A 19342-nucleotide genomic window follows, 5' to 3' on the forward strand; every position below is an offset into this window, starting at 1 on the left:
GCACCTAAGGTGCCAGATCGCCAAGAGATAAGAGCCACCCCATGGGTGGCTGCGCCGTGCCGAACCTTTCAGGGATCAGGCGTACGCCGGCACGCCGTACACCACGGGCGCGGTGGCCGCCGCCGCGTCATAGCTCACCCACTCCCACGCGCTGGCATCGGCCATCAGGGCCCGCACCAGCTTGTTGTTGAGCGCATGGCCGGACTTGAAGCCTTCATAGGCCCCCAGCACCTGGCCGCCGGCCAGGTACAGGTCGCCGATCGCGTCGAGGATCTTGTGGCGCACGAACTCGTCGGCATACCGCAGGCCGTCGTCGTTGAGCACGCGGAATTCGTCGAGCACGATGGCATTGTCCATCGAACCGCCCAGGCCCAGGTTGCGCTCGCGCATGTACTCCAGGTCGCGCATGAAGCCGAAGGTGCGCGCGCGGGAGATTTCCTTGGTGTAGGCGGCCGTGGAGAACTCGATCTCGGCGCGGGACTGCTTGGCCGGGATCATCGGGTGATCGAACTGGATGGTGAAACCGAGCTTGTAGCCCTCGTAGGGCTCGAAGCGGGCGACCTTGTCGCCTTCGGTGACTTCCACCGTCTTGAGAATGCGGATGAAACGCTTGGGCGCGTCCTGTTCGGCGATGCCCGCCGACTGCAGCAGGAACACGAACGGGCCCGAGGAACCGTCCATGATCGGCAGCTCGGCCGAGGACAGCTCCACGATGATGTTGTCCACGCCCAGGCCGGCCAGGGCCGACATCAGGTGTTCCACGGTCTGGATCTTGGCCTCGTGGTAGGTCAGCCCGGTGCACAGGGTGACTTCGGTGACCAGGTCCGCGCGCGCGGGCACTTCCACCACCGGCTCCAGGTCGACCCGCCGGAACACGATGCCATGGTTGACCGGGGCCGGGCGCAGGGTCATGTAGACCTTGTCACCGCTGTGCAGGCCAACGCCGGTGGCGCGGATCGTGTTCTTGAGGGTGCGTTGCGGGATCATGGGGGGCAGGACCGGGAATGCGCGCGGTCAGCGCGGCTGAGACAAACAAGAATAACACGCACTACCACCGCCACTTTCTGAACCAGAAAACGGGCGGCAGACTGCCGGGCCACTCCGGGCCCGGCAGCAAGGGACATGGAGGCGCTCACCGGGGAGGACAAGACCCCGGCAGGCAATCCTCAGTCCGCCTGGCGGCGCAGGAACGCCGGGATGTCCAGGTAGTCGTTGGGCAGCTCGGCGGCCGCCGGGCCAGCCGAGGACGCCGACGGGGCCGCCGGGGTGTCCGCGCTCGGACGACGCAGGCCCATGCCCATGCCCATCCCGCCCACGGCCTTGGAGACGGCATCGCCGCCGGTGTCGAACTCGCCGAACTCCGGCTGGCCGGTGGTAGCGTTGCGGACCAGCTTGATCGGCGCACGTTCGCCCGGACGCTGGGTCTTGGCGGCGGCGACGCGGTTCAGGCCGGTGGCCACCACGGTCACGCGCACCTCGTCCTGCATGTCCGGGTCCAGCACGGTGCCGACCACCACGGTGGCATCTTCGGAGGCGAAGCCGTCGATGGTGCGGCCGATCTCGTCGAACTCGGCCATGGTGAAGTCCGCGCCGGCGGTGATGTTGACCAGGATGCCGTTGGCACCGGCCAGGTTCACATCGTCCAGCAGCGGGTTCTGGATGGCGGCTTCGGCGGCGGCCTGGGCGCGGTCATCGCCACGGGCGGTGCCGGTGCCCATCATCGCCAGGCCCATTTCGGACATGACGGTGCGCACGTCGGCGAAGTCGACGTTGATCAGGCCCGGGCGCACGATCAGGTCGGCGATGCCCTGCACGGCGCCCTGGAGGACGTCGTTGGCGGCACGGAAGGCCTGGATCATGGTGGCGTTGCGGCCCAGCACGGTGATCAGCTTTTCGTTGGGGATGGTGATCAGCGAGTCGCAATGCTGGCTCAGTTCCTCGATGCCCTTCAGCGCCACCTGCATGCGGCGACGGCCTTCGAACGGGAACGGCTTGGTGACCACGGCCACGGTCAGGATGCCCATTTCCTTGGCCAGCTGGGCCACCACCGGTGCCGCGCCGGTGCCGGTGCCACCGCCCATGCCGGCGGTGATGAAGACCATGTCCGCGCCCTGCAGGGCGTCCATGATGCGCTCGCGGTCTTCCAGCGCGGCCTGGCGGCCCACTTCCGGATTCGCGCCTGCGCCCAGGCCCTTGGTGACGTTGGTGCCCAGCTGCAGCTGCAGCTTGGCACCGCAATTCTTGATGGCCTGCGAGTCGGTGTTGGCGGTGATGAATTCCACGCCGTCCACGCTGGTGCTGACCATGTGCGCCACGGCGTTGCCGCCGCCGCCGCCCACGCCGATCACCTTGATCACCGCATTGGGTGCCATCTTTTCAATCAGTTCGAAATGCGCCATGTCCGTGTCCTCGTTGTATCCGCTTTGGGTGGCCAGGGCGTCCAGGCATCCTGCCTTCGCGCGTCCTGCTCCCGTACGGCTTTATGGGTTGTGTGTTGCCGGTGTTGCGTTGTGCTTCGGGTGGTGCCGGTGGTGCGCCGGGACAAGGCCCCGGGTGGAACAGGAATCGCGGTATCAGAATTCGCCGCGGAACCAGGTCTTGAGTTTCTTGAAGAGGCTGCCGGCGCGCCCGGTGGGCAGCGACGGGCGACGCGGGTGTTCGATCTGGCTGCCCATCAGCAGCAGGCCCACGCCGGTGGCATGCACCGGGTTGCCAACCACTTCGCCCAGCCCGGTAACGTGCTGGGGGATGCCCACGCGTACCGGCATCTGCAGCATTTCCTCGGCCAGTTCGACCACCCCTTCCATCTTCGAGGCGCCGCCGGTGAGCACCATGCCGGCGCGCACCAGTTCCTCGAAGCCGGAGCGGCGCAGTTCGGCCTGCACCATCTCGAAGATTTCCTCGTAACGGCCCTGCACCGCCTGGGCGAGCGCGTGGCGCGGCATCCGGCGCGGCGGACGATCGCCGACGCTGGGCACCTGGATGCTTTCCTCGGCGGTGGCCAGCTGGGCCAGCGCGCAGGCATAGCGCACCTTGATCTGCTCCGCTTCGGGGGTGGGCGTGCGCAGCATGTGCGCGATGTCGTTGGTGACGTGGTCGCCGGCGATGGGCAGCGAGGCGGTGTGGCAGATCGCGCCCTGCACGAACACGGCCAGGTCGGTGGTGCCCGCGCCCATGTCCACCAGCACCACGCCCAGCTCGCGCTCGTCGGCGGTCAGCACGGCCACGCTGGAGGCCAGCGAGGACAGCACCAGGTCGTCCACCTGCAAGCCGCAGCGCTGCACGCACTTGCTGATGTTGGCTGCGGCCGACTGCGCGCACACCACCAGGTGCGCATGCACCTCCAGGCGCACGCCGGTCATGCCGACCGGGTTGCGGATGCCTTCCTGCGAATCATCCAGCACGTATTCGCGCGGGATCGCATGCAGGATCTTCTGGTCGGCCGGGATGGCCACGGCCTTGGCCGCGTCCAGCACCCGGTCCAGGTCGCCCCAGGTCACTTCCCCGTCGCGGATCGGCACGATCCCCGGCGAGTTCTTGCACTGCACGTGGTTGCCCGAGATGGAGGCATACACCGAGCGGATCTCGCAGCCGGCCATCAGCTCGGCCTCTTCGACCGCACGCTGGATCGACTGCACGGTCGATTCGATATCCACCACCACGCCGCGCTTGAGCCCGCGCGATTCGTGCGAGCCGATGCCGATGACCTCGATCGGATTGCCCGGCGAATACTCGCCGACCAGCGCCACCACCTTGGAGGTGCCGATATCCAGGCCAACGATCAGTGATTTGTCACCCTTGCGATTCATGTCCTGTCCTGCGCCGGCTTAGGCGCGCTAGCGGCCGGGGTACCCCAGCTCAGCGTGAAACCGTTGGTATATCGGAGGTCGGCGCGTTCGATCGGCGCCTGCTGGTTGGTCAGCTGCGGCAGCACCCGCACGAAGCGCTGCAGGCGCGAGCGCGCGTCGTCGCGGCCGACCACCACTTCGGTGCCGTTGCTCAGCAGCAGCGACCAGCTGCCACGCGCATCCATGCTGACCCGCTTGACGTCCACCCCGGCCGGCGCGAACAGCGCACGGGCATCGTTGTAGAGCGACACGACCTCTTCGGTCTGCGTGTCCGGGCCGTCCAGGTCGGGCAACTGCAGGTCCTGCAGCTTCTTGGGCGTGGCAAACAGCTTGCCCTGCTCGGACAGCAGCCGGTCCTGGCCCCAGCGCGCGAACGGCTTGTGCTCGACCAGGTTGATTTCCAGCACGTCCGGCCACTGCTTGCGGACCTGCGCGCTCTCCACCCACGGCAGCTTTTCGATGGCGTCCTGGGCGTCCTGCAGCTTGACCGCGAAGAAGCCCGCCTTGGCATACGGCAGCACGGTCTGCTGCAGCTGTTCGGCTGGCACCCGCTTGAACTCGGCGTGCACGCGCAGCTTGGCCAGCGGCCAGCGTTCGGCACCGACCCAGCCGTTGAGCACCGCCACCACGGGCAGCGCCACCACCGACAGGGCCAGCAACCAGACGAAGATGCGCAGCACCGCGTTCATGCGTGGGCGCGCTCCCGATCCATGTCCTGCAGGTTGGCCGGCAGGGTCTGTTCCAGCACGCGCCAGACCAGCTCCTCGAAGCCGATGCCGGCCTGCGCGGCCGCCTTGGGCACCAGCGAGTGGCTGGTCATGCCCGGGGCGGTGTTCACCTCCAGCAGGAAGAAGCGGCCGCTTTCGCGGTCGCGCATCACATCCACCCGGCCCCAGCCGCGGCAGCCGGCCGCCTGGAACGCCGCCAGGGCGAGGCGGCGGATCTCCGCTTCATCCTCGCCCTCCAGGCCCGGGCACAGGTACTGGGTGTCTTCGGCGATGTACTTGGCGGTGTAGTCGTACCACTGGCCCTTGGGCACGATGCGGATCGACGGCAGCGCCTGGTCGCCCAGCACCGCGACGGTGAGTTCGTCGCCGACCACCATCTGCTCCATCAGCAGCTGGCCGTCATAGCGCGTGGCCAGCGCCACCGCCTCGTCCAGCCCGGCAGCGTCGATGACCCGGCTGATGCCCACGCTGGAGCCTTCATTGGCCGGCTTGACCACCACCGGCAGGCCCAGCTCGGCGGCGGCGGCATGCACGTCCACGCCTTCCACCAGCTTGAGGTAGCGCGGGGTGGGCAGGCCCAGCGACAGCCACACCTGCTTGGTGCGGATCTTGTCCATGCTCAGCGCCGAGCCCAGCACGTCCGAGCCGGTGTAGGGCACGCCGAAGGCCTGCATCAGCCCCTGCACGATGCCGTCCTCACCGCCACCGTTGTGGCCGTGCAGGATGTTGAAGATGCGGTCGAAGCGCTTTTCCACCAGCGCGAGCGCCAGCGCCGGGATGCCGTCGATGGCCACCGCGTCCACGCCGCGCGCACGCAGCGCCTCGATCACGTTGCGGCCCGAATCCAGCGATACCTCGCGTTCGCTGGAGGTGCCGCCCAGCAACACGCCCACGCGGCCGAACAGGGCCGGGTCGGTGATGCGCAGCGAAGGGAAGAAGATCGGGTTCATGCCGCCGGAGTCTCCTGGAAGCCCTCGGTGGCGATCAGCTGGGCGATGTGGCCGATGTCGCCGGCCCCCATCAGCAGCAGCAGGTCGCCGTCCTGCAGGACGTCTGGCAATACGTGGGACAGCTCGGCGGTCTGGCCGACCACCACCGGTTCACTGCGGCCGCGCGCGCGGATGGCGCGGGCCAGCGAGCGCGAGTCGGCGCCGGGGATCGGCGCTTCGCCGGCCGGGTAGACCTCGCTCAGCACCAGCGCGTCCACTTCGGACAGCACCGCGGCGAAGGCGTCGAACTGGTCGCGGGTGCGGCTGTAGCGGTGCGGCTGGAAGGCCACCACCAGGCGCTGGTCCGGCCAGCCGCCGCGGGCAGCGGCGAACACCGCCGCCAGCTCGCGCGGGTGGTGGCCGTAGTCGTCGATCAGGCGCACGCGGGCACCGCCCGGCGTGGTGACGATGCCCAGGTCGTTGAAGCGGCGGCCGATGCCGGCAAAGCTCTCCAGCGCGCGGGCGATCGCCTCCGGCGACACCCCCAGCTGCCAGCCCACCGCGGCGGCGGCCAGGGCATTGAGCACGTTGTGCGCACCGGGCAACGCCAGCGTGACCGGGTGGCTGCTGCCTTCGGGCAGGCGCAGGGTGAAGCGCATGCGCGGGCCATCCTGGACCACGTCCTCGGCGCGCACGTCGGCATGGCTGCTCATGCCATAGCTCATGACGTGGCGCGGGGTCTGCGCGGCCAGCGCGGCCACTTCCGGGTCGTCGATGCACAGCACGGCCAGGCCGTAGAACGGCAGGCGCTGCAGGAATTCGGCGAAGGCGGCCTGGACCCGGGCGAAATCGTTGCCGTAGTTTTCCAGGTGGTCCGCGTCGATGTTGGTGATCACCGACACCAGCGGGTTCAGGCGCAGGAAGCTGCCATCGCTCTCGTCGGCCTCGGCCACCAGCCACTGGCCACCGCCGAGCTTGGCGTTGGCACCGGCGGCCAGCAGCTGGCCCCCGATCACGAAGGTCGGGTCCAGCCCACCCTCGCTCAGCACCGCGGCGGTGAGGCTGGTGGTGGTGGTCTTGCCGTGGGTGCCGGCCACCGCGATGCCGCGGCGGAAGCGCATCAGTTCGGCCAGCATCGCCGCGCGCGGCATGATCGGGATGCGCTGGCTGCGCGCTTCCATCAGTTCGGGGTTGTCATCGCGGATGGCGCTGGAGACCACCACGCAGTCGGTGCCCAGCACATTGGCCGCCGAATGGCCGCGCATCACGCGCGCACCCAGGCCGGCCAGGCGGCGGGTGGCCGCGTTGTCGGCGTTGTCCGAGCCGGACACTTCATAGCCCAGGGTCAGCATCACTTCGGCGATGCCGCTCATGCCGGTGCCGCCGATGCCGACGAAGTGCACGCGCGGGAACGCGCGCACCAGGTCGTTGGTGTCATGCAGGCGGCGGATCATGCGCGGCCTCGCGGCGTGGGCGTAGCGGTGGTCATTTGGATTCCTCGAGAATGATGTCGGCGATGCGCTCGGCGGCATCGACCTTGGCCAGGGCACGCGCGGCGTTGGCCATCTGCATGCGACGGGCGGGATGGGCGGACAACTCGCGCAGCACCGTTTCCAGGTGCGTGGCCAGCGTGTCGTCCTGCTTGAGCAATACGGCCGCGCCGCGCTCGACCAGGTACTCCGCGTTGCGGGTCTGGTGGTCGTCCACGGCGGCGGCGAAGGGCACCAGCACGCTGGCCACCCCCACCGCGCACAGTTCGGCCAGGGTGGAGGCGCCGGAGCGGCACACCACCAGGTCGGCCCAGGCGAAGGCCTCGGCCATGTCGGCGATGAAGGGCTCCACGCTGGCCGGCACGCCGGCCTCGGCGTAGGCGGTGACGGCCTCGGCGTGCAATTTTTCGCCGCTCTGGTGGCGCACCTGCACCGGCACCGTGGCGCCCAGGGCGGCCAGGGCCTTGGGCACGGCGGTGTTGAGCGCGCGCGCGCCCTGGCTGCCGCCCAGCACCAGCAGGCGCAGCGGCCCCTGGCGGTTGGCCAGGCGCAGCTCGGGCGGCGTGATGGCGGCGATTTCGGCGCGGACCGGGTTGCCCACGGCCTCCTCGCGCTGGGCGAAGCTACCCGGGAAACCGGTCAGCAGGCGCCGCGCAAAGCGCGACAACACGCGGTTGGTCAGGCCCGGGGCGCGGTTCTGTTCGTGCACCAGCAGCGGCAGGCCGTGCAGGCGCGCGGCCAGGCCACCCGGCCCGGAGGCGAACCCGCCGAAGGCGATCACCGCGCGCGGCTGGCGGTCGCGGATCAGGAAGCCGGCCGCACGCACCGCGCGCAGCAGACGGCCCGGCGCGGTGAGCAGGGCCAGCTTGCCCTTGCCGCGCAGGCCACTGATGGCCAGCGTGTCGATGTGGATGTCGTGCTGGGGCACCAGGCGCGTTTCCATGCCGCCATCGCTGCCCAGCCAGGTTACCGGGATGCCGCGCGCGCGCAGCACCCTGGCCACGGCCAGGCCGGGGAAGATGTGGCCACCGGTGCCGCCGGCCATGATCAGCACCGGGCGCGCCGTGGAAGTGACGGAGGCGTTGCTCATCCCATCCTCCCCAGCGTCGGCTCGATGCGCTGCTGCATGCGGCTGGTGCCGCGCGGCGAGCTGTCACGCGGCGGCGTCTCGCGGCCGGCGTCCTGCATGGCCGCGGCCACGGCCGAGGCCCCCGGCGCGCGGTTGGGCTCGGCCGCCGGCTCGTCGGCGTCGGGCGCGCCCATGCGGACCGCCTGGCGGCGCTCGGCGCGGTCAAGCTCGTAGGACACGCGCAGCAGCAGGCCCATCGCCACGCAGGTCATCAGCACGCTGGAGCCGCCGGAGGAAATCAGCGGCAGGGTCAGGCCCTTGGTCGGCAGGATGCCCAGGTTGACCCCGATCGAGACGAAGCTCTGCATGCTGATCCACAGGCCGATGCCGAAGGCGATGTAGCCGGAGAAATGGCGCTTCATCTCCACGCAGCGCATGCCCAGCCAGAAGGTGCGGCCCACCAGCAGCGCGTACAGCGCGATGATCAGGCAGGTGCCCAGGAAGCCCAGCTCCTCGGCGGTCACCGAGAAGATGAAGTCGGTATGCGCCTCGGGCAGGTAGTACAGCTTCTGCACCGAGTTGCCCAGGCCCACGCCGGTCCACTCGCCACGGCCCACGGCCATCAGCGCGTTGGACAGCTGGTAGCCGTCGCCCTGCTGGTCGGCCCACGGGTCCAGGAAGGAGGTGATGCGGCGCATGCGGTACGGCTCGATGATCGCCAGCGCGCTCATCGCCACCAGGCCGAACACCACCGGCATGGACATGCGCGGCATGTTCACCCCGCCCAGCACCAGCATGCCGGCGGTGATGGCCAGCAGCAGCGTGGACGAGCCGAAGTCCGGCTGCAGCAGCAACAGCACCACCAGCGCGCCGGCCACGCCCAGCGGCTTGAGCATCGCCGGCCAGGTCGCGTTGACCTCGTCGCGGAAGCGCACCAGGTAGCTGGACAGCCACACGATATACAGCACCTTGACCGCTTCGACGGTCTGGAACTTGGAGATGCCCAGGTTGATCCAGCGCCGCGCGCCGTTCACGCTGCTGCCCAGGCCCGGCACGAACACCACCACCAGCAGGGCGAAGCAGCCCAGCAGCAGCACCTGGTTGTACTGTTCGATGCTCTTGAGCTCGGTACGCATGGCGATGGCGGCCAGCACGATGCCCACCGCCAGGAAGATCAGGTGGCGGTTGAGGTAATAGAACGGGCTGCTCATCAAGGCGATCGAGCTCGACGCGACCATCACCACGCCCAGCCCGGTGAGCGCGATGATCGCGCCCAGCAGCCACTTGTCGAAGTGGCCTCCGATGGCTTCAAGGCGGGTTGCCTGGCGCGACAGGTCGTTCATCAGCGGACCTTCAACGTGGCCAGGCCGATCAGCACCAGCACCACCGAGATGATCCAGAAGCGCACGATCACGCGCGGCTCCGGCCAGCCCTTCAGTTCGAAGTGGTGGTGGATGGGGGCCATGCGGAATACGCGCTTGCCGGTCAGCTTGAACGAGGCCACCTGGATCATCACCGACAGCGTTTCAATCACGAACACCCCGCCCATGATCACCAGCACCAGCTCCTGGCGGGTGATCACCGCGATGGTGCCCAGCACCGCACCCAGCGCCAGCGCGCCGATGTCGCCCATGAAGACCATGGCCGGATAGGTGTTGAACCACAGGAAGCCCAGGCCCGCCCCGGCGATGGCCGCGCAGATGATGACCAGCTCGCCGGCGCCCGGGATCTGCGGGATCTGCAGGTAGTTGGAGAACACCACGTTGCCCGAGGCATAGGCGAACACGCCCAGCGCGCAGGCCACCAGCACGGTCGGCATGATCGCCAGCCCGTCCAGGCCGTCGGTCAGGTTGACCGCGTTGGAGAAGCCGACGATCCAGAAATAGGCGATGGCCACGAAGCTGATGCCGGCCAGCGGCAGCGCCACCGACTTGAACATCGGGATATAGAAGGTCAGCGCAGCGGGCACGTCGGCGGTGTAGAACAGGAACAGGCCGGCGGCCAGGCCGAAGATCGACTGCAGCAGGTACTTCCAGCGCGACTTCAGGCCGTTGGGGTCGCGGCGCACGATCTTGATCCAGTCGTCGTACCAGCCGATGGCCCCAAAGCACAGCATCACCGCCAGCACCACCCACACGTAGCGGTTGCGCAGGTCGGCCCACAGCAGCACCGACAGGGTGATGGTGAGCAGGATCAGCGAACCGCCCATGGTCGGCGTGCCGGCCTTGGAGAAGTGGGTCTGCGGGCCGTCGGTGCGGATCGGCTGGCCGCCCTTGAACTGGGCCAGCTTGCGGATCATCGCCGGGCCCAGCCACAGCGACAGGAACAGCGCGGTCAGCGCCGCCAGGATGCCGCGCAGCGTCAAATAGCCGAACAGCCCGAACAGGCTCTCCAACTGCTGCAACCATCGGGCCAGTTCAAGCAACATTGGGGCTTTCCTCTCCTCGCGCCAACAGCGCTTTCACGATTTTGTCCATGGCACTGCCACGCGAGCCTTTCACCAGGCAGCGCACGCCAGCATGCAGTTCGTCGGCCAGCGCAGCGGCCAGGCTGTCGTGGTCGGCGAAGTGCCGGCCACCGTCGCCGAAGGCCGCCGATGCCGCCGCGCTCAGCGGGCCCAGCGTGTACAGGCGCTTGAGCCCGGCCTGGCGCGCGCGGTGCCCGGCCTGGGCGTGCAGCGCCTGCCCATCCGGGCCGAGTTCGCGCATGTCGCCCAGCACCAGCCAGCCCTCGGCCTTGGCGCCGGCCAGCGCGTCGATCGCCGCGGCCAGCGAGCCGGGGTTGGCGTTGTAACTGTCATCGATCAGCACCGCGCCGTTGGGCAGCGTGTGCGCGATCTGCCGGCCAGGCACCGGCTCGGCGCGGGCCAGGCCAATCGCGATCTGGTCCAGGCCGATGCCGGCGGCCAGTGCCAGCGAGGCGGCGGCCAGCGCGTTGCTGATGTTGTGGCGGCCCGGCAGGGCGAGCGCGATTTCCACGTTTCCGGCGGGGCTGGTCAGCAGGAACTGGCTGCCGGTGGCGCTCGGGCGGATCGCCAGCGCGCCCACGTCGGCACTGTGGTCCAGGCCGTAGCGCAGCACGCGGCCGCGCGGCGGCTGGCCGACGATGTGCTGCTCGAACCAGATGCCGAAGGCGTCGTCGGCATTGATCACCGCCACGCCATCGGCCGGCAGCGCGGCGTAGATCGCGCCCTTGGTGGTGGCCACGCCCTGCAGGCTGCCCATCCGCTCCAGGTGGGCCGGGGCGATGTTGTTCACCAGCGCGTACTGCGGGCGCACGATATCGGTGAGGTAGGCGATGTCGCCCGGCTTGCCGGCGCCCATCTCGTAGACGGCGAAGTCCGCATCCTCGGGCGCGTCGAGCACCGCCAGCGGCAGGCCGATCTCGTTGTTGCGGTTGCCCGGGTTGGCGTACACCACCTTGTGCTGCTCGCGTGCCACCTGCTCCAGGATGGCCAGCAGCAGGCTCTTGACGCTGGTCTTGCCGTTGCTGCCGGTGATGGCGAACACGGCCGCGGCGCGGTCGCGCTGCATGCCGTGGGCGATGCGGCCCAGCGCGTACTCGCTGTCGGCCACCACGATCTGCGGCAGCGGCACGTCCAGCAGGCGCTCGACCAGCATCGCCGAGGCACCGCGCGCGGCGGCATCAGCGGCGAAATCGTGGCCGTCGAAACGCTCGCCGCGCAGCGCCACGTACAGGCTGCCCGGGGCCAGGGTGCGGGTGTCGTTGCTGATGGCATCGATGGCGGTGTCATCGCCGTGGATCTCGCCACCGGCCCAATGCGCGATCAGCGACAGGGGGGTGCGCTTCATCGTGCCACCTCCTGCGCGCGCGCGGCCAGCACGCCGGCGGCCACCACGCTGTCGTCGAACGGGTACTGCACGCCCTGCACTTCCTGGTAAGGCTCGTGGCCCTTGCCGGCGATCAGCACGATGTCGCCGGCGCCCGCCTGGGCGATCGCGCTGGCGATGGCGCGCGCGCGATCGCGCTGCACCGTGATCTCTGCGTGGTGGGGGGCTGCGTCGCTGCCTACGACCGCCGCGCCCTGCGCCGCGAAGCCCTTCAGGATATCGGCCACGATGGCATCGCCGTCTTCAGCGCGCGGGTTGTCGTCGGTGACGATCACCACATCGGCCAGCCGTTCGGCGATGGCCGCCATCTGCGGCCGCTTGCCGGTATCGCGCTCGCCGCCGCAGCCGAACACACACAGCAGGCGCCCGCTCAGGTGGTCGTGCAGGCTGGTCAACGCCTGCTCCAGCGCATCGGGGGTATGGGCGTAATCCACCACCACGGTGGGCAGCCCGCCCTCGCCGCCCAGCCGGTTCATGCGCCCGGCGATCGGCTGCAGCTGTGACAGCAGCGCGGCGATGGCGGCCGGCGCATGGTCCAGGGCAAACAGCGCCCCGCCCACGGCCAGCAGGTTGTCCACGTTGAAGCGGCCCAGCAGCGGCGACTGCACCGGGTGGCGCGCGCCATCGACCACCAGGTCGAAGGCGATGCCGCGGCCGTCCAGCTTCAGCGAATCGGCGCGCAGCGTGGCCTGCTGCGCCCCGCGCGAGCTGAGGCCGATCTGCGCCACGCCGGCATCGACGGTGCGCAGCAGTTCGCTGCCGAAGCTGTCGTCGAGGTTGACCACCGCCGCTTTCAGGCCCTGGCGATGGAACAGCTTGGCCTTGGCCGCGCCGTACTGGACCATGTCGCCGTGGTAATCGAGGTGGTCGCGGGTGAGGTTGGTGAACACCGCCACGTCGAAGTGCACCGCATCCACGCGGCCCTGGTCCAGCGCATGCGAGCTGACTTCCATCGCCACCGCACGCGCGCCGTCGTCGCGCAGCTGCGCCAGCACCTGGTGCATCTGCAGCACCAGCGGGGTGGTGAAGCCGGTCGGCACGACCTGGCCATAAAGACCCACGCCCAACGTGCCGATACTGCCACTGGCGGTGCCGAGCAGGTGCCAGGCCTGGGCCAGCAGCTGCACGGTGGAGGTCTTGCCGTTGGTGCCGGTCACCCCGACCATGCGCATCGCGCGGGAGGGATGGCCGTGGAACTGGTCGGCCATCGCGCCCATGCGCGCGCGCAATCCCGGCACGGCAATTGCATCATCCGGGGCAGGCAGTTCCACCGGGGCCGGCGGCTCGAACAGGATCGCGCCGGCGCCGTTGGCCAGCGCCTGCTCGACAAAACCCAGCCCGTGCGCGCCGAAGCCGGCAATGGCCACGAACGCGTTGCCCGGGCGCACGGCACGGCTGTCCAGCACCAGGCCGGTAATGGACGGGTCGTGGCCGAGGGCCACGTCGGGAATCAACTGCGAAAGCAACATCGTCTGGCTCATTGCTGGGTGCCTCCCTGCGCGGGCGGCACCGGGGCGTGCGCGCTGGGCAGCGCAGCATCGAATTCGGCGGCGGCATCGGGGGCGATCACCGTTTCCGGCGGCGGCACCGGCAACGAGGAGGTGGTATGCCCCAGCTTTCCGGACTGCTGCGCCGCCAGCCACGACTCGATGTCGTCCGGCGGCACGTCCATCAGGCGCAGCGCGCCTTCCATCACGTTGTGGAACACCGGCGCGGAGACCAGGCCGCCGTAGTACTTGCCGGCCTGCGGGTCGTTGATCACGATCACCGTGGCAAAGCGCGGGTTGGTGGCCGGCACCACGCCGGCAAACAACGCGTTGTAGTGGCCGCGCTCGTAGCCACCGGGGCCGGCCTTGCGCGCGGTACCGGTCTTGCCGGCCACGTGGTAGCCCAGCACCGCCGCCTGCTTGGCGCCGCCCTGGGTGACCACCGTTTCCATCATCGCCACCACTTCCTTGGCGATGGCCGGGTCGATGATCTGCTTGGCCTCGCTGCGCTGGCCCTTCACGAAGGTCGGGGCGATCAGCTTGCCGCCGTTGCCCAGCGCCGAGTAGGCGGTGGCGATCTGCAACGGGGTCACGTTCAGGCCGTAGCCGTAAGACATGGTGGTCTTGGACGAACCGCTCCAGCGCGCCGGGCGCGGCAGCACGCCGGCCGATTCACCGGGGAACCCGCTGTGCGGCGACACGCCATAGCCGAAGCTGTGCACGTGGTCATAGAACACCTGGTCGGGCATCTTGGCCGCGATCTTGGCCGCGCCGATGTTCGAGCTGCGGGTGATCACGCCGGTCACGTTGAGCACGCCGTTGTTGCGCGGCACGTCCTTGATGGTGAAGCGGCCCACGGCCATGTAGCCGGGGTTGGTGTCCACCGTGGTGTCCTTGGTGACCACCCCGGACTGCAGCGCCGAGGCGATGGTCAGCGGCTTCATGGTCGAGCCGGGCTCGACCAGGTCGGTCACCGCGCGGTTGCGACGGGTATCCGGCGCCGCGCCACCCACCGAGTTGGGGTTGTAGGTGGGCAGGTTGACCATGGCCAGCACTTCGCCGGTGGCCACGTCCATGATCACCATCGAGCCACCGGCCGCCTTGTTGGCGATCAGCGCGTTGCGCAGCTCCTTGAAGGCCAGGAACTGGATGCGGCGGTCGATGCTCAGGGTGAGGTCCTTGCCCGGCTCGGCGGCGCGCAGCAGGTCGCTCTCCACGGTGTCGCCCTTGCGGTTGCGGATCACCCGCTTGGCGCCGGCCTTGCCGCGCAGCCATTCATCGAAGGCCAGCTCCAGCCCTTCCTGGCCGCGGTCGTCGATGTTGGTGAAGCCCAGCACGTGCGCCATCGCCTCACCCTGCGGGTAGAAGCGGCGGAACTCGCGCTGCGAGGCCACGCCCGGGATCTTCAGCGCCACCACCTTCTCCGCATCGTCCGGGTTGATCCGGCGGCGCAGGTACATGAATTCCTTGTCGGCCTTCTGGGTCAGTTTGGTCGTCAGCTCGTCCAGCGGCATGCCCAGCGCGGTGGCCAGCTCGGGAATGCGGTCCGGCGCGCGCAGCAGTTCCTGCGGGTTGACCCAGATCGAGGCCACCGGCGTGGACACCGCCACCGGCTCGCCGTTGCGGTCGGTGATCATGCCGCGCGAGGTATTGATCGGCAGCTCGCGCAGGTAGCGCGCTTCGCCCTGGCGCTGGTAGAAGTCGCTGTTGATGATCTGCACGTAGGCCGCCCGGCCCACCAGCGAGACCGAGCACAGCCCAAGCGCCAACCCCACCCACTTCAGGCGCTGGCGGAGGTTGAAGCTGTTGCGGGTGCGGTTGCGACCGGACTTGTTCATGGGCGGATCACCACGACATCGGCCGCCTCGGGAAACTTCATGCCCAGCTTTTCGCGGGCCACGCGATCGACCCGGGTCGATTCGGCCAGGGTGGCCTGTTCCAGCTGCAGCCGACCGAACTCGATGTTGATTTCGTCGCGCGCGCGCTCGGCCTTGGACAGCTCGATGAAGGTCTGCCGGTGACGGTGGCGCATGAACACCACCCCGATCGCCGAAGCGACGGTGCAGGCCAGCAACACAATCAACAGCAGGCGGCTCATCGGGCCACCTCACGCTTCTCGGCCACGCGCAGCACCGCGCTGCGGGCGCGCGGGTTGGCGGCCAGTTCGTCGTCCTCGGCCTTGATGGCCCCGCCATGGAGGTCCAGGGTGGGCACGAACGCGGCCAGCTCGGGCAGGCGGCGGTTGCTCGGCGGCGCCTTGGCGTGGCGGTTCATGAACTGCTTGACGATGCGGTCTTCCAGCGAATGGAAGCTGATCACCGCCAGCCGGCCGCCCGGCTTGAGGCGCGCCATCGCCGCGTCCAGCCCGGCTTCGAGGTCGGCCAGTTCGCGGTTGATGTGGATGCGGATGGCCTGGAAGCTGCGCGTGGCCGGGTGGATCTTGTCCTTGCCGCGCGGCATCACCGAGGCGATCAGCTCGGCCAGCTCAGCGGTGCGCGAGAACGGCTGCTGGTCGCGGCGGGCCACGATGGCCTTGGCGATGCGGCGGCCCTGGCGTTCTTCGCCGTAGGTCCACAGCACGTCCATCAGCTCGCGCTCTTCCACGCGGTTGAGCCACTGGGCCGCGCTCTCGCCGCTGTCCGGGTCCATGCGCATGTCCAGCGGGCCGTCCTTGCCGAAGCTGAAACCGCGCTCGGCCACGTCCAGCTGCGGCGAAGACACGCCCAGGTCGAACAGCACCCCGTCCAGGCCACCGGCGGTGGCCTCCCAGTGCAGCAGGTCGGCGAAGCTGCCACGGAAGATCGACACGCGCGGGTCCGGCGCGAAATCGCGCTCGGCCACCGCAATCGCGTCGGGATCCTTGTCCATGACCAGCAGCCGGCCTCCGGGACCGAGTTGCTCGAGCACGCCGCGGGCGTGACCGCCACGACCAAACGTGCCATCGAGATACGTACCGTTTTCGATCACCCTCAGGCCATCCAGGACCTGTGTGTACAGGACCGGCAGGTGCCCCGCCGGCGACTGCGACACCGGAAGGTGACCGGTCTGCGCTGCTCCGCGCATCCGGGCACCCCGGCTCACAACTTCAGGTCGAGCAACCCATCGCCCAGATCCCCGTCAGACAACGTCTGCTGGATCAATGCGCGATGTGCCTGCTCGCTCCACAATTCGAATTTGTCGCCCATGCCGAGCAGAACCGCCTTCTTTTCAATGCCAACGGCACCGCGGTGGCTGGCAGGAATACTGATGCGGCCGTTGCCGTCCAGCTCCAGATGCGCGGCCGAGCCGACCAGCTTCTGTTGCAGCAGACGCACGACGCGCTGTGTGTTGGGTTTGGCCATGACGTCGTCGCGGACCCGCTCCCACTCGGCTTCGGCATACAGCCAGAGGCAGCCGGACTCGAAGGGGTTGTAGGTCAGGACCAGCCGGTTGTTGCTCACGCGCGCGACGAGGTCGCGATGTGCGGTGGGAACCGCCATGCGTCCTTTATCGTCAACCGTGATGGCCGTCTCGCCCTGAAACACGACGCGTGCACCTTTCCTTCGCCCGGTGAAACATTGAACCACGAAAAACCACAAAAAACCCGGTTTTGCCTCTGTTGCCCACCTTAGCAGTGCCGATTGGGTTGTCAACAACTTTGCGGACGGCAAATCACTTTGAACATCAAGGGCTTGCAGCAATGTTTAGAGACTTGTTCAAGGCTTATCCACAAGTCGCTGTTTCGTCTCATTTTTTGAGATTGGGCCGAAGTTCAGGCCCGTGTAGGCGGCGTGAAACATAGAGGCGCATTCATCGCAGCCCCCGTCGCCATTGACCCCGCCTTGCGCAAACCCGGCACAATGCCGGCCATGTGCCTGCTCGCCCTTGCCTGGAAAACCCACCCCCGCTGGACCCTGCTCATGGCCGGCAACCGCGATGAGTTCCACGCCCGCCCCACCGCCCCGTTGGCGGCCTGGCCGGCCCCGGACGGCGGCGTGCTGGCGGGCCGCGACCTGCGCTCGGGCGGCACCTGGGCCGGGGTCGGCCGCGACGGGCGGATGGCGGTGGTCACCAACGTGCGCGACCCGCAGGCCCGCCAGACCGGCCCCTCACGCGGCGCACTGGTGGCCGATTACCTGCGTGGCAGCGCCCCGGCCGCGGCCCTCGCCGCCGAGCTGGCCGGGCGCGCGCCGGCGTTTGCCCCCTTCAACCTGCTGCTGGCCGACCGGGAGGGCTGCCAGTTCCTGGGCAACCACCCGCCGGGGCGGCAGGCGCTGGCGCAGGGCGTGCACGGCATGTCCAACGGGCCGCTGGATGCGCCGTGGCCGAAGACGCTTCTATTGAATGCCGCCATGGCCGCGTGGATCGCCAGCGGCAGCGACGACCTTGCCCCGCTCTGGCGGGCGCTGGCCAATGAGACCCGGGCCGACGACACGCGGCTGCCGGACACCGGCATCGGGTTGGCGCGCGAGCGCTGGTTGTCGTCGGCGTTCATCCGCAGCGCCGAGTACGGCACCCGCGCCAGCACGATCATTGCGCTGGATGCGGCCGGCCAGGGCTTCATCCACGAGCGCCGGTTCGGGCCGGATGGGCAGTGCAGCGGCGAGACGCGGCTGGCGGTGGGCGATACCGCTGCGCCGGGATGACGCGATGAGCCCGTTCGCCTCCCTATCGCGGGCGGCGCTTCAGGCCGCATTGAACGTGTTCACGGAAGTTTAAACGTAGCAGTAATGGGCGTTTCGCGCCTTTTTCGCCACCCGGCGGGACCTCTCCCGGGTGCGCGCGCCGTCACGGCACGCCATCCGGCTTGACCCGATGAACGGCCTGCAGAGGATGGGTCGAGCGGCAACGGCGCCGCTTCCCACGAGAGCCTTTCATGCGACGACTTGCGATATTGACCGCCACCCACCTGCTGGCGCTTGGCCTGGGCTTCGGCCTGGGCGTGTATCTGCTGCCCATCCTGGTGGCCCCCGACGATCCGGCCCAGGCACAGGTGGATGCCGCCATGGACGCGGCCCCTTACCACGCCACCTTCAAGCGGGATCTCAAAGGCAGCGACCCGCTGCATTGGGGCGAAGGCACCGTCAGCGTCAGCCCCACCCAGGTGGCCTTCGATGGAAAGCTGGCACCGGGACCGGATTACAAGGTGTACCTGGTCAAGGAGTACGTGGAGACCATTGCCGATTTCGAGCGGGTCAAGGCCGACGCCGTGCGGGTGGGTGAAGTGAAGAGCTTCAACCGCTTCCTGGTGGACGTACCGGCGGGCGTGGACGTGCAGGACTACACCACGGTGCTGGTGTGGTGCGAACGCTTCTCCAAGTTCATTTCCGCTGCCCAGTACCGCACGCCGGGCTGAAGCGCCACCGCGCCGCATTCGCCGAACCGGGGCCGGATGTGCGAACATGCGCGCGGCGGAGTCGGCCAGACAGTCGCGTCATCCCTTGCGGATGCCGAGGAAAGTCCGGGCTCCACAGGGCAAGGTGCCAGGTAACGCCTGGGCGGCGCAAGCCGACGGAAAGTGCAACAGAAAGATACCGCCTACGTTCCCTTCGGGGAGCCGGTAAGGGTGAAATGGTGCGGTAAGAGCGCACCGCGAGTCTGGTAACAGACCGGCACGGCAAACCCCACCTGGAGCAAGACCAAATAGGGACCTAATGGCGTGGCCCGCGTCGGGTCCGGGTAGGTTGCTTGAGCGCTGCGGTGACGTAGCGCCTAGAGGAATGACTGTCCACGACAAAACCCGGCTTATCGGCCGGCTCCGCCCTTTCATTGCATTCTGCAATGAAGCCCCACGGTTTGCGGTGCAAACCGTGGGCCCCGGGCGCCACCAGCATCCAAATCCCCGCGGCTGTCGCCGCGCCCCCTTTACTAAAGGGGGCTATGCCTCCAGAGGGTCGTTTGCGCTTTGGTAGCAACTGTCTTGTCAGTGGTAGCCGAGGGCGACCTCGGCATCCCGCTTGC

Annotated in this window: 16 protein-coding genes, 1 other RNA gene and 1 pseudogene; 3 read left to right on the forward strand and 15 right to left on the reverse strand. The window is 68.8% G+C overall.

Annotated features, from left to right (window positions below; genetic code table 11):
- Nucleotides 1-75: 75 nt before the first annotated feature.
- The 15 genes and pseudogenes from lpxC to RSA25_RS14125 form a co-directional block, all read right to left on the reverse strand.
- Complete coding sequence (gene lpxC, locus RSA25_RS14055) at nt 76-987, reverse strand: UDP-3-O-acyl-N-acetylglucosamine deacetylase (RefSeq protein WP_332809478.1); 912 nt, start codon at nt 985-987, stop codon at nt 76-78.
- A gap of 179 nt (nt 988-1166) precedes the next feature.
- Nucleotides 1167-2399 (reverse strand): cell division protein FtsZ, encoded by a 1233-nt coding sequence (gene ftsZ / locus RSA25_RS14060; protein WP_332809479.1) that lies wholly within the window; start codon nt 2397-2399, stop codon nt 1167-1169.
- Between the two features lie 174 nt (nt 2400-2573).
- Nucleotides 2574-3809, reverse strand: coding sequence for a cell division protein FtsA (gene ftsA, locus RSA25_RS14065; protein ID WP_332809480.1), 1236 nt, complete (start codon nt 3807-3809; stop codon nt 2574-2576).
- Nucleotides 3810-3862: 53 nt separating this feature from the next.
- A pseudogene (locus tag RSA25_RS14070) lies at nt 3863-4537 on the reverse strand (cell division protein FtsQ/DivIB); the annotation flags it as partial.
- Nucleotides 4534-5526, reverse strand: a complete 993-nt coding sequence (locus RSA25_RS14075) for a D-alanine--D-alanine ligase (RefSeq protein WP_332809481.1) — start codon at nt 5524-5526, stop codon at nt 4534-4536. The gene RSA25_RS14075 and the pseudogene RSA25_RS14070, both read right to left, overlap by 4 nt.
- Nucleotides 5523-6959, reverse strand: a complete 1437-nt coding sequence (gene murC, locus RSA25_RS14080; RefSeq protein WP_332809482.1) for a UDP-N-acetylmuramate--L-alanine ligase — start codon at nt 6957-6959, stop codon at nt 5523-5525. Before murC ends, RSA25_RS14075 begins: the two co-directional genes overlap by 4 nt.
- Nucleotides 6960-6990: 31 nt before the next feature.
- Entirely contained in the window at nt 6991-8085 is a 1095-nt protein-coding gene (gene murG / locus RSA25_RS14085) for an undecaprenyldiphospho-muramoylpentapeptide beta-N-acetylglucosaminyltransferase (protein WP_332809483.1), read from the reverse strand.
- Nucleotides 8082-9407: a putative lipid II flippase FtsW gene (gene ftsW / locus RSA25_RS14090; protein ID WP_332809484.1), complete on the reverse strand. Its 1326-nt coding sequence runs from the start codon at nt 9405-9407 to the stop codon at nt 8082-8084. Before ftsW ends, murG begins: the two co-directional genes overlap by 4 nt.
- Nucleotides 9407-10492 (reverse strand): phospho-N-acetylmuramoyl-pentapeptide-transferase, encoded by a 1086-nt coding sequence (gene mraY / locus RSA25_RS14095; protein ID WP_068849228.1) that lies wholly within the window; start codon nt 10490-10492, stop codon nt 9407-9409. The genes ftsW and mraY overlap by 1 nt, the downstream gene beginning before the upstream one ends.
- Nucleotides 10482-11876, reverse strand: coding sequence for a UDP-N-acetylmuramoyl-tripeptide--D-alanyl-D-alanine ligase (gene murF, locus RSA25_RS14100; RefSeq protein WP_332809485.1), 1395 nt, complete (start codon nt 11874-11876; stop codon nt 10482-10484). Before murF ends, mraY begins: the two co-directional genes overlap by 11 nt.
- Nucleotides 11873-13396, reverse strand: coding sequence for a UDP-N-acetylmuramoyl-L-alanyl-D-glutamate--2,6-diaminopimelate ligase (locus RSA25_RS14105; RefSeq protein ID WP_332809486.1), 1524 nt, complete (start codon nt 13394-13396; stop codon nt 11873-11875). Before RSA25_RS14105 ends, murF begins: the two co-directional genes overlap by 4 nt.
- Nucleotides 13393-15240: a penicillin-binding transpeptidase domain-containing protein gene (locus RSA25_RS14110; protein ID WP_332809487.1), complete on the reverse strand. Its 1848-nt coding sequence runs from the start codon at nt 15238-15240 to the stop codon at nt 13393-13395. The genes RSA25_RS14105 and RSA25_RS14110 overlap by 4 nt, the downstream gene beginning before the upstream one ends.
- Complete coding sequence (ftsL, locus tag RSA25_RS14115) at nt 15237-15500, reverse strand: cell division protein FtsL (RefSeq protein WP_332809488.1); 264 nt, start codon at nt 15498-15500, stop codon at nt 15237-15239. Before ftsL ends, RSA25_RS14110 begins: the two co-directional genes overlap by 4 nt.
- Nucleotides 15497-16465, reverse strand: a complete 969-nt coding sequence (gene rsmH / locus RSA25_RS14120) for a 16S rRNA (cytosine(1402)-N(4))-methyltransferase RsmH (RefSeq protein ID WP_332809489.1) — start codon at nt 16463-16465, stop codon at nt 15497-15499. Before rsmH ends, ftsL begins: the two co-directional genes overlap by 4 nt.
- 14 nt (nt 16466-16479) lie before the next feature.
- The gene (locus RSA25_RS14125) at nt 16480-16926 is read right to left on the reverse strand and encodes a division/cell wall cluster transcriptional repressor MraZ (RefSeq protein WP_214905328.1); all 447 of its coding nucleotides are present in this window, start codon (nt 16924-16926) and stop codon (nt 16480-16482) included.
- Between the two features lie 324 nt (nt 16927-17250).
- On the opposite strand from RSA25_RS14125, the gene RSA25_RS14130 reads away from it, so the two are divergent.
- The 3 genes from RSA25_RS14130 (at nt 17251) to rnpB (ending at nt 19145) form a co-directional block, all read left to right on the forward strand.
- Entirely contained in the window at nt 17251-18027 is a 777-nt protein-coding gene (locus RSA25_RS14130; RefSeq protein ID WP_332809490.1) for an NRDE family protein, read from the forward strand.
- A 230-nt stretch (nt 18028-18257) separates the two neighbouring features.
- Nucleotides 18258-18737, forward strand: coding sequence for a DM13 domain-containing protein (locus RSA25_RS14135; protein ID WP_332809491.1), 480 nt, complete (start codon nt 18258-18260; stop codon nt 18735-18737).
- Nucleotides 18738-18794: 57 nt separating this feature from the next.
- Nucleotides 18795-19145: RNase P RNA component class A (gene rnpB, locus RSA25_RS14140), an RNA gene on the forward strand.
- Nucleotides 19146-19342 lie beyond the last annotated feature (197 nt).

This window comes from Stenotrophomonas sp. (assembly GCF_036662295.1).
GTDB lineage: Bacteria > Pseudomonadota > Gammaproteobacteria > Xanthomonadales > Xanthomonadaceae > Stenotrophomonas.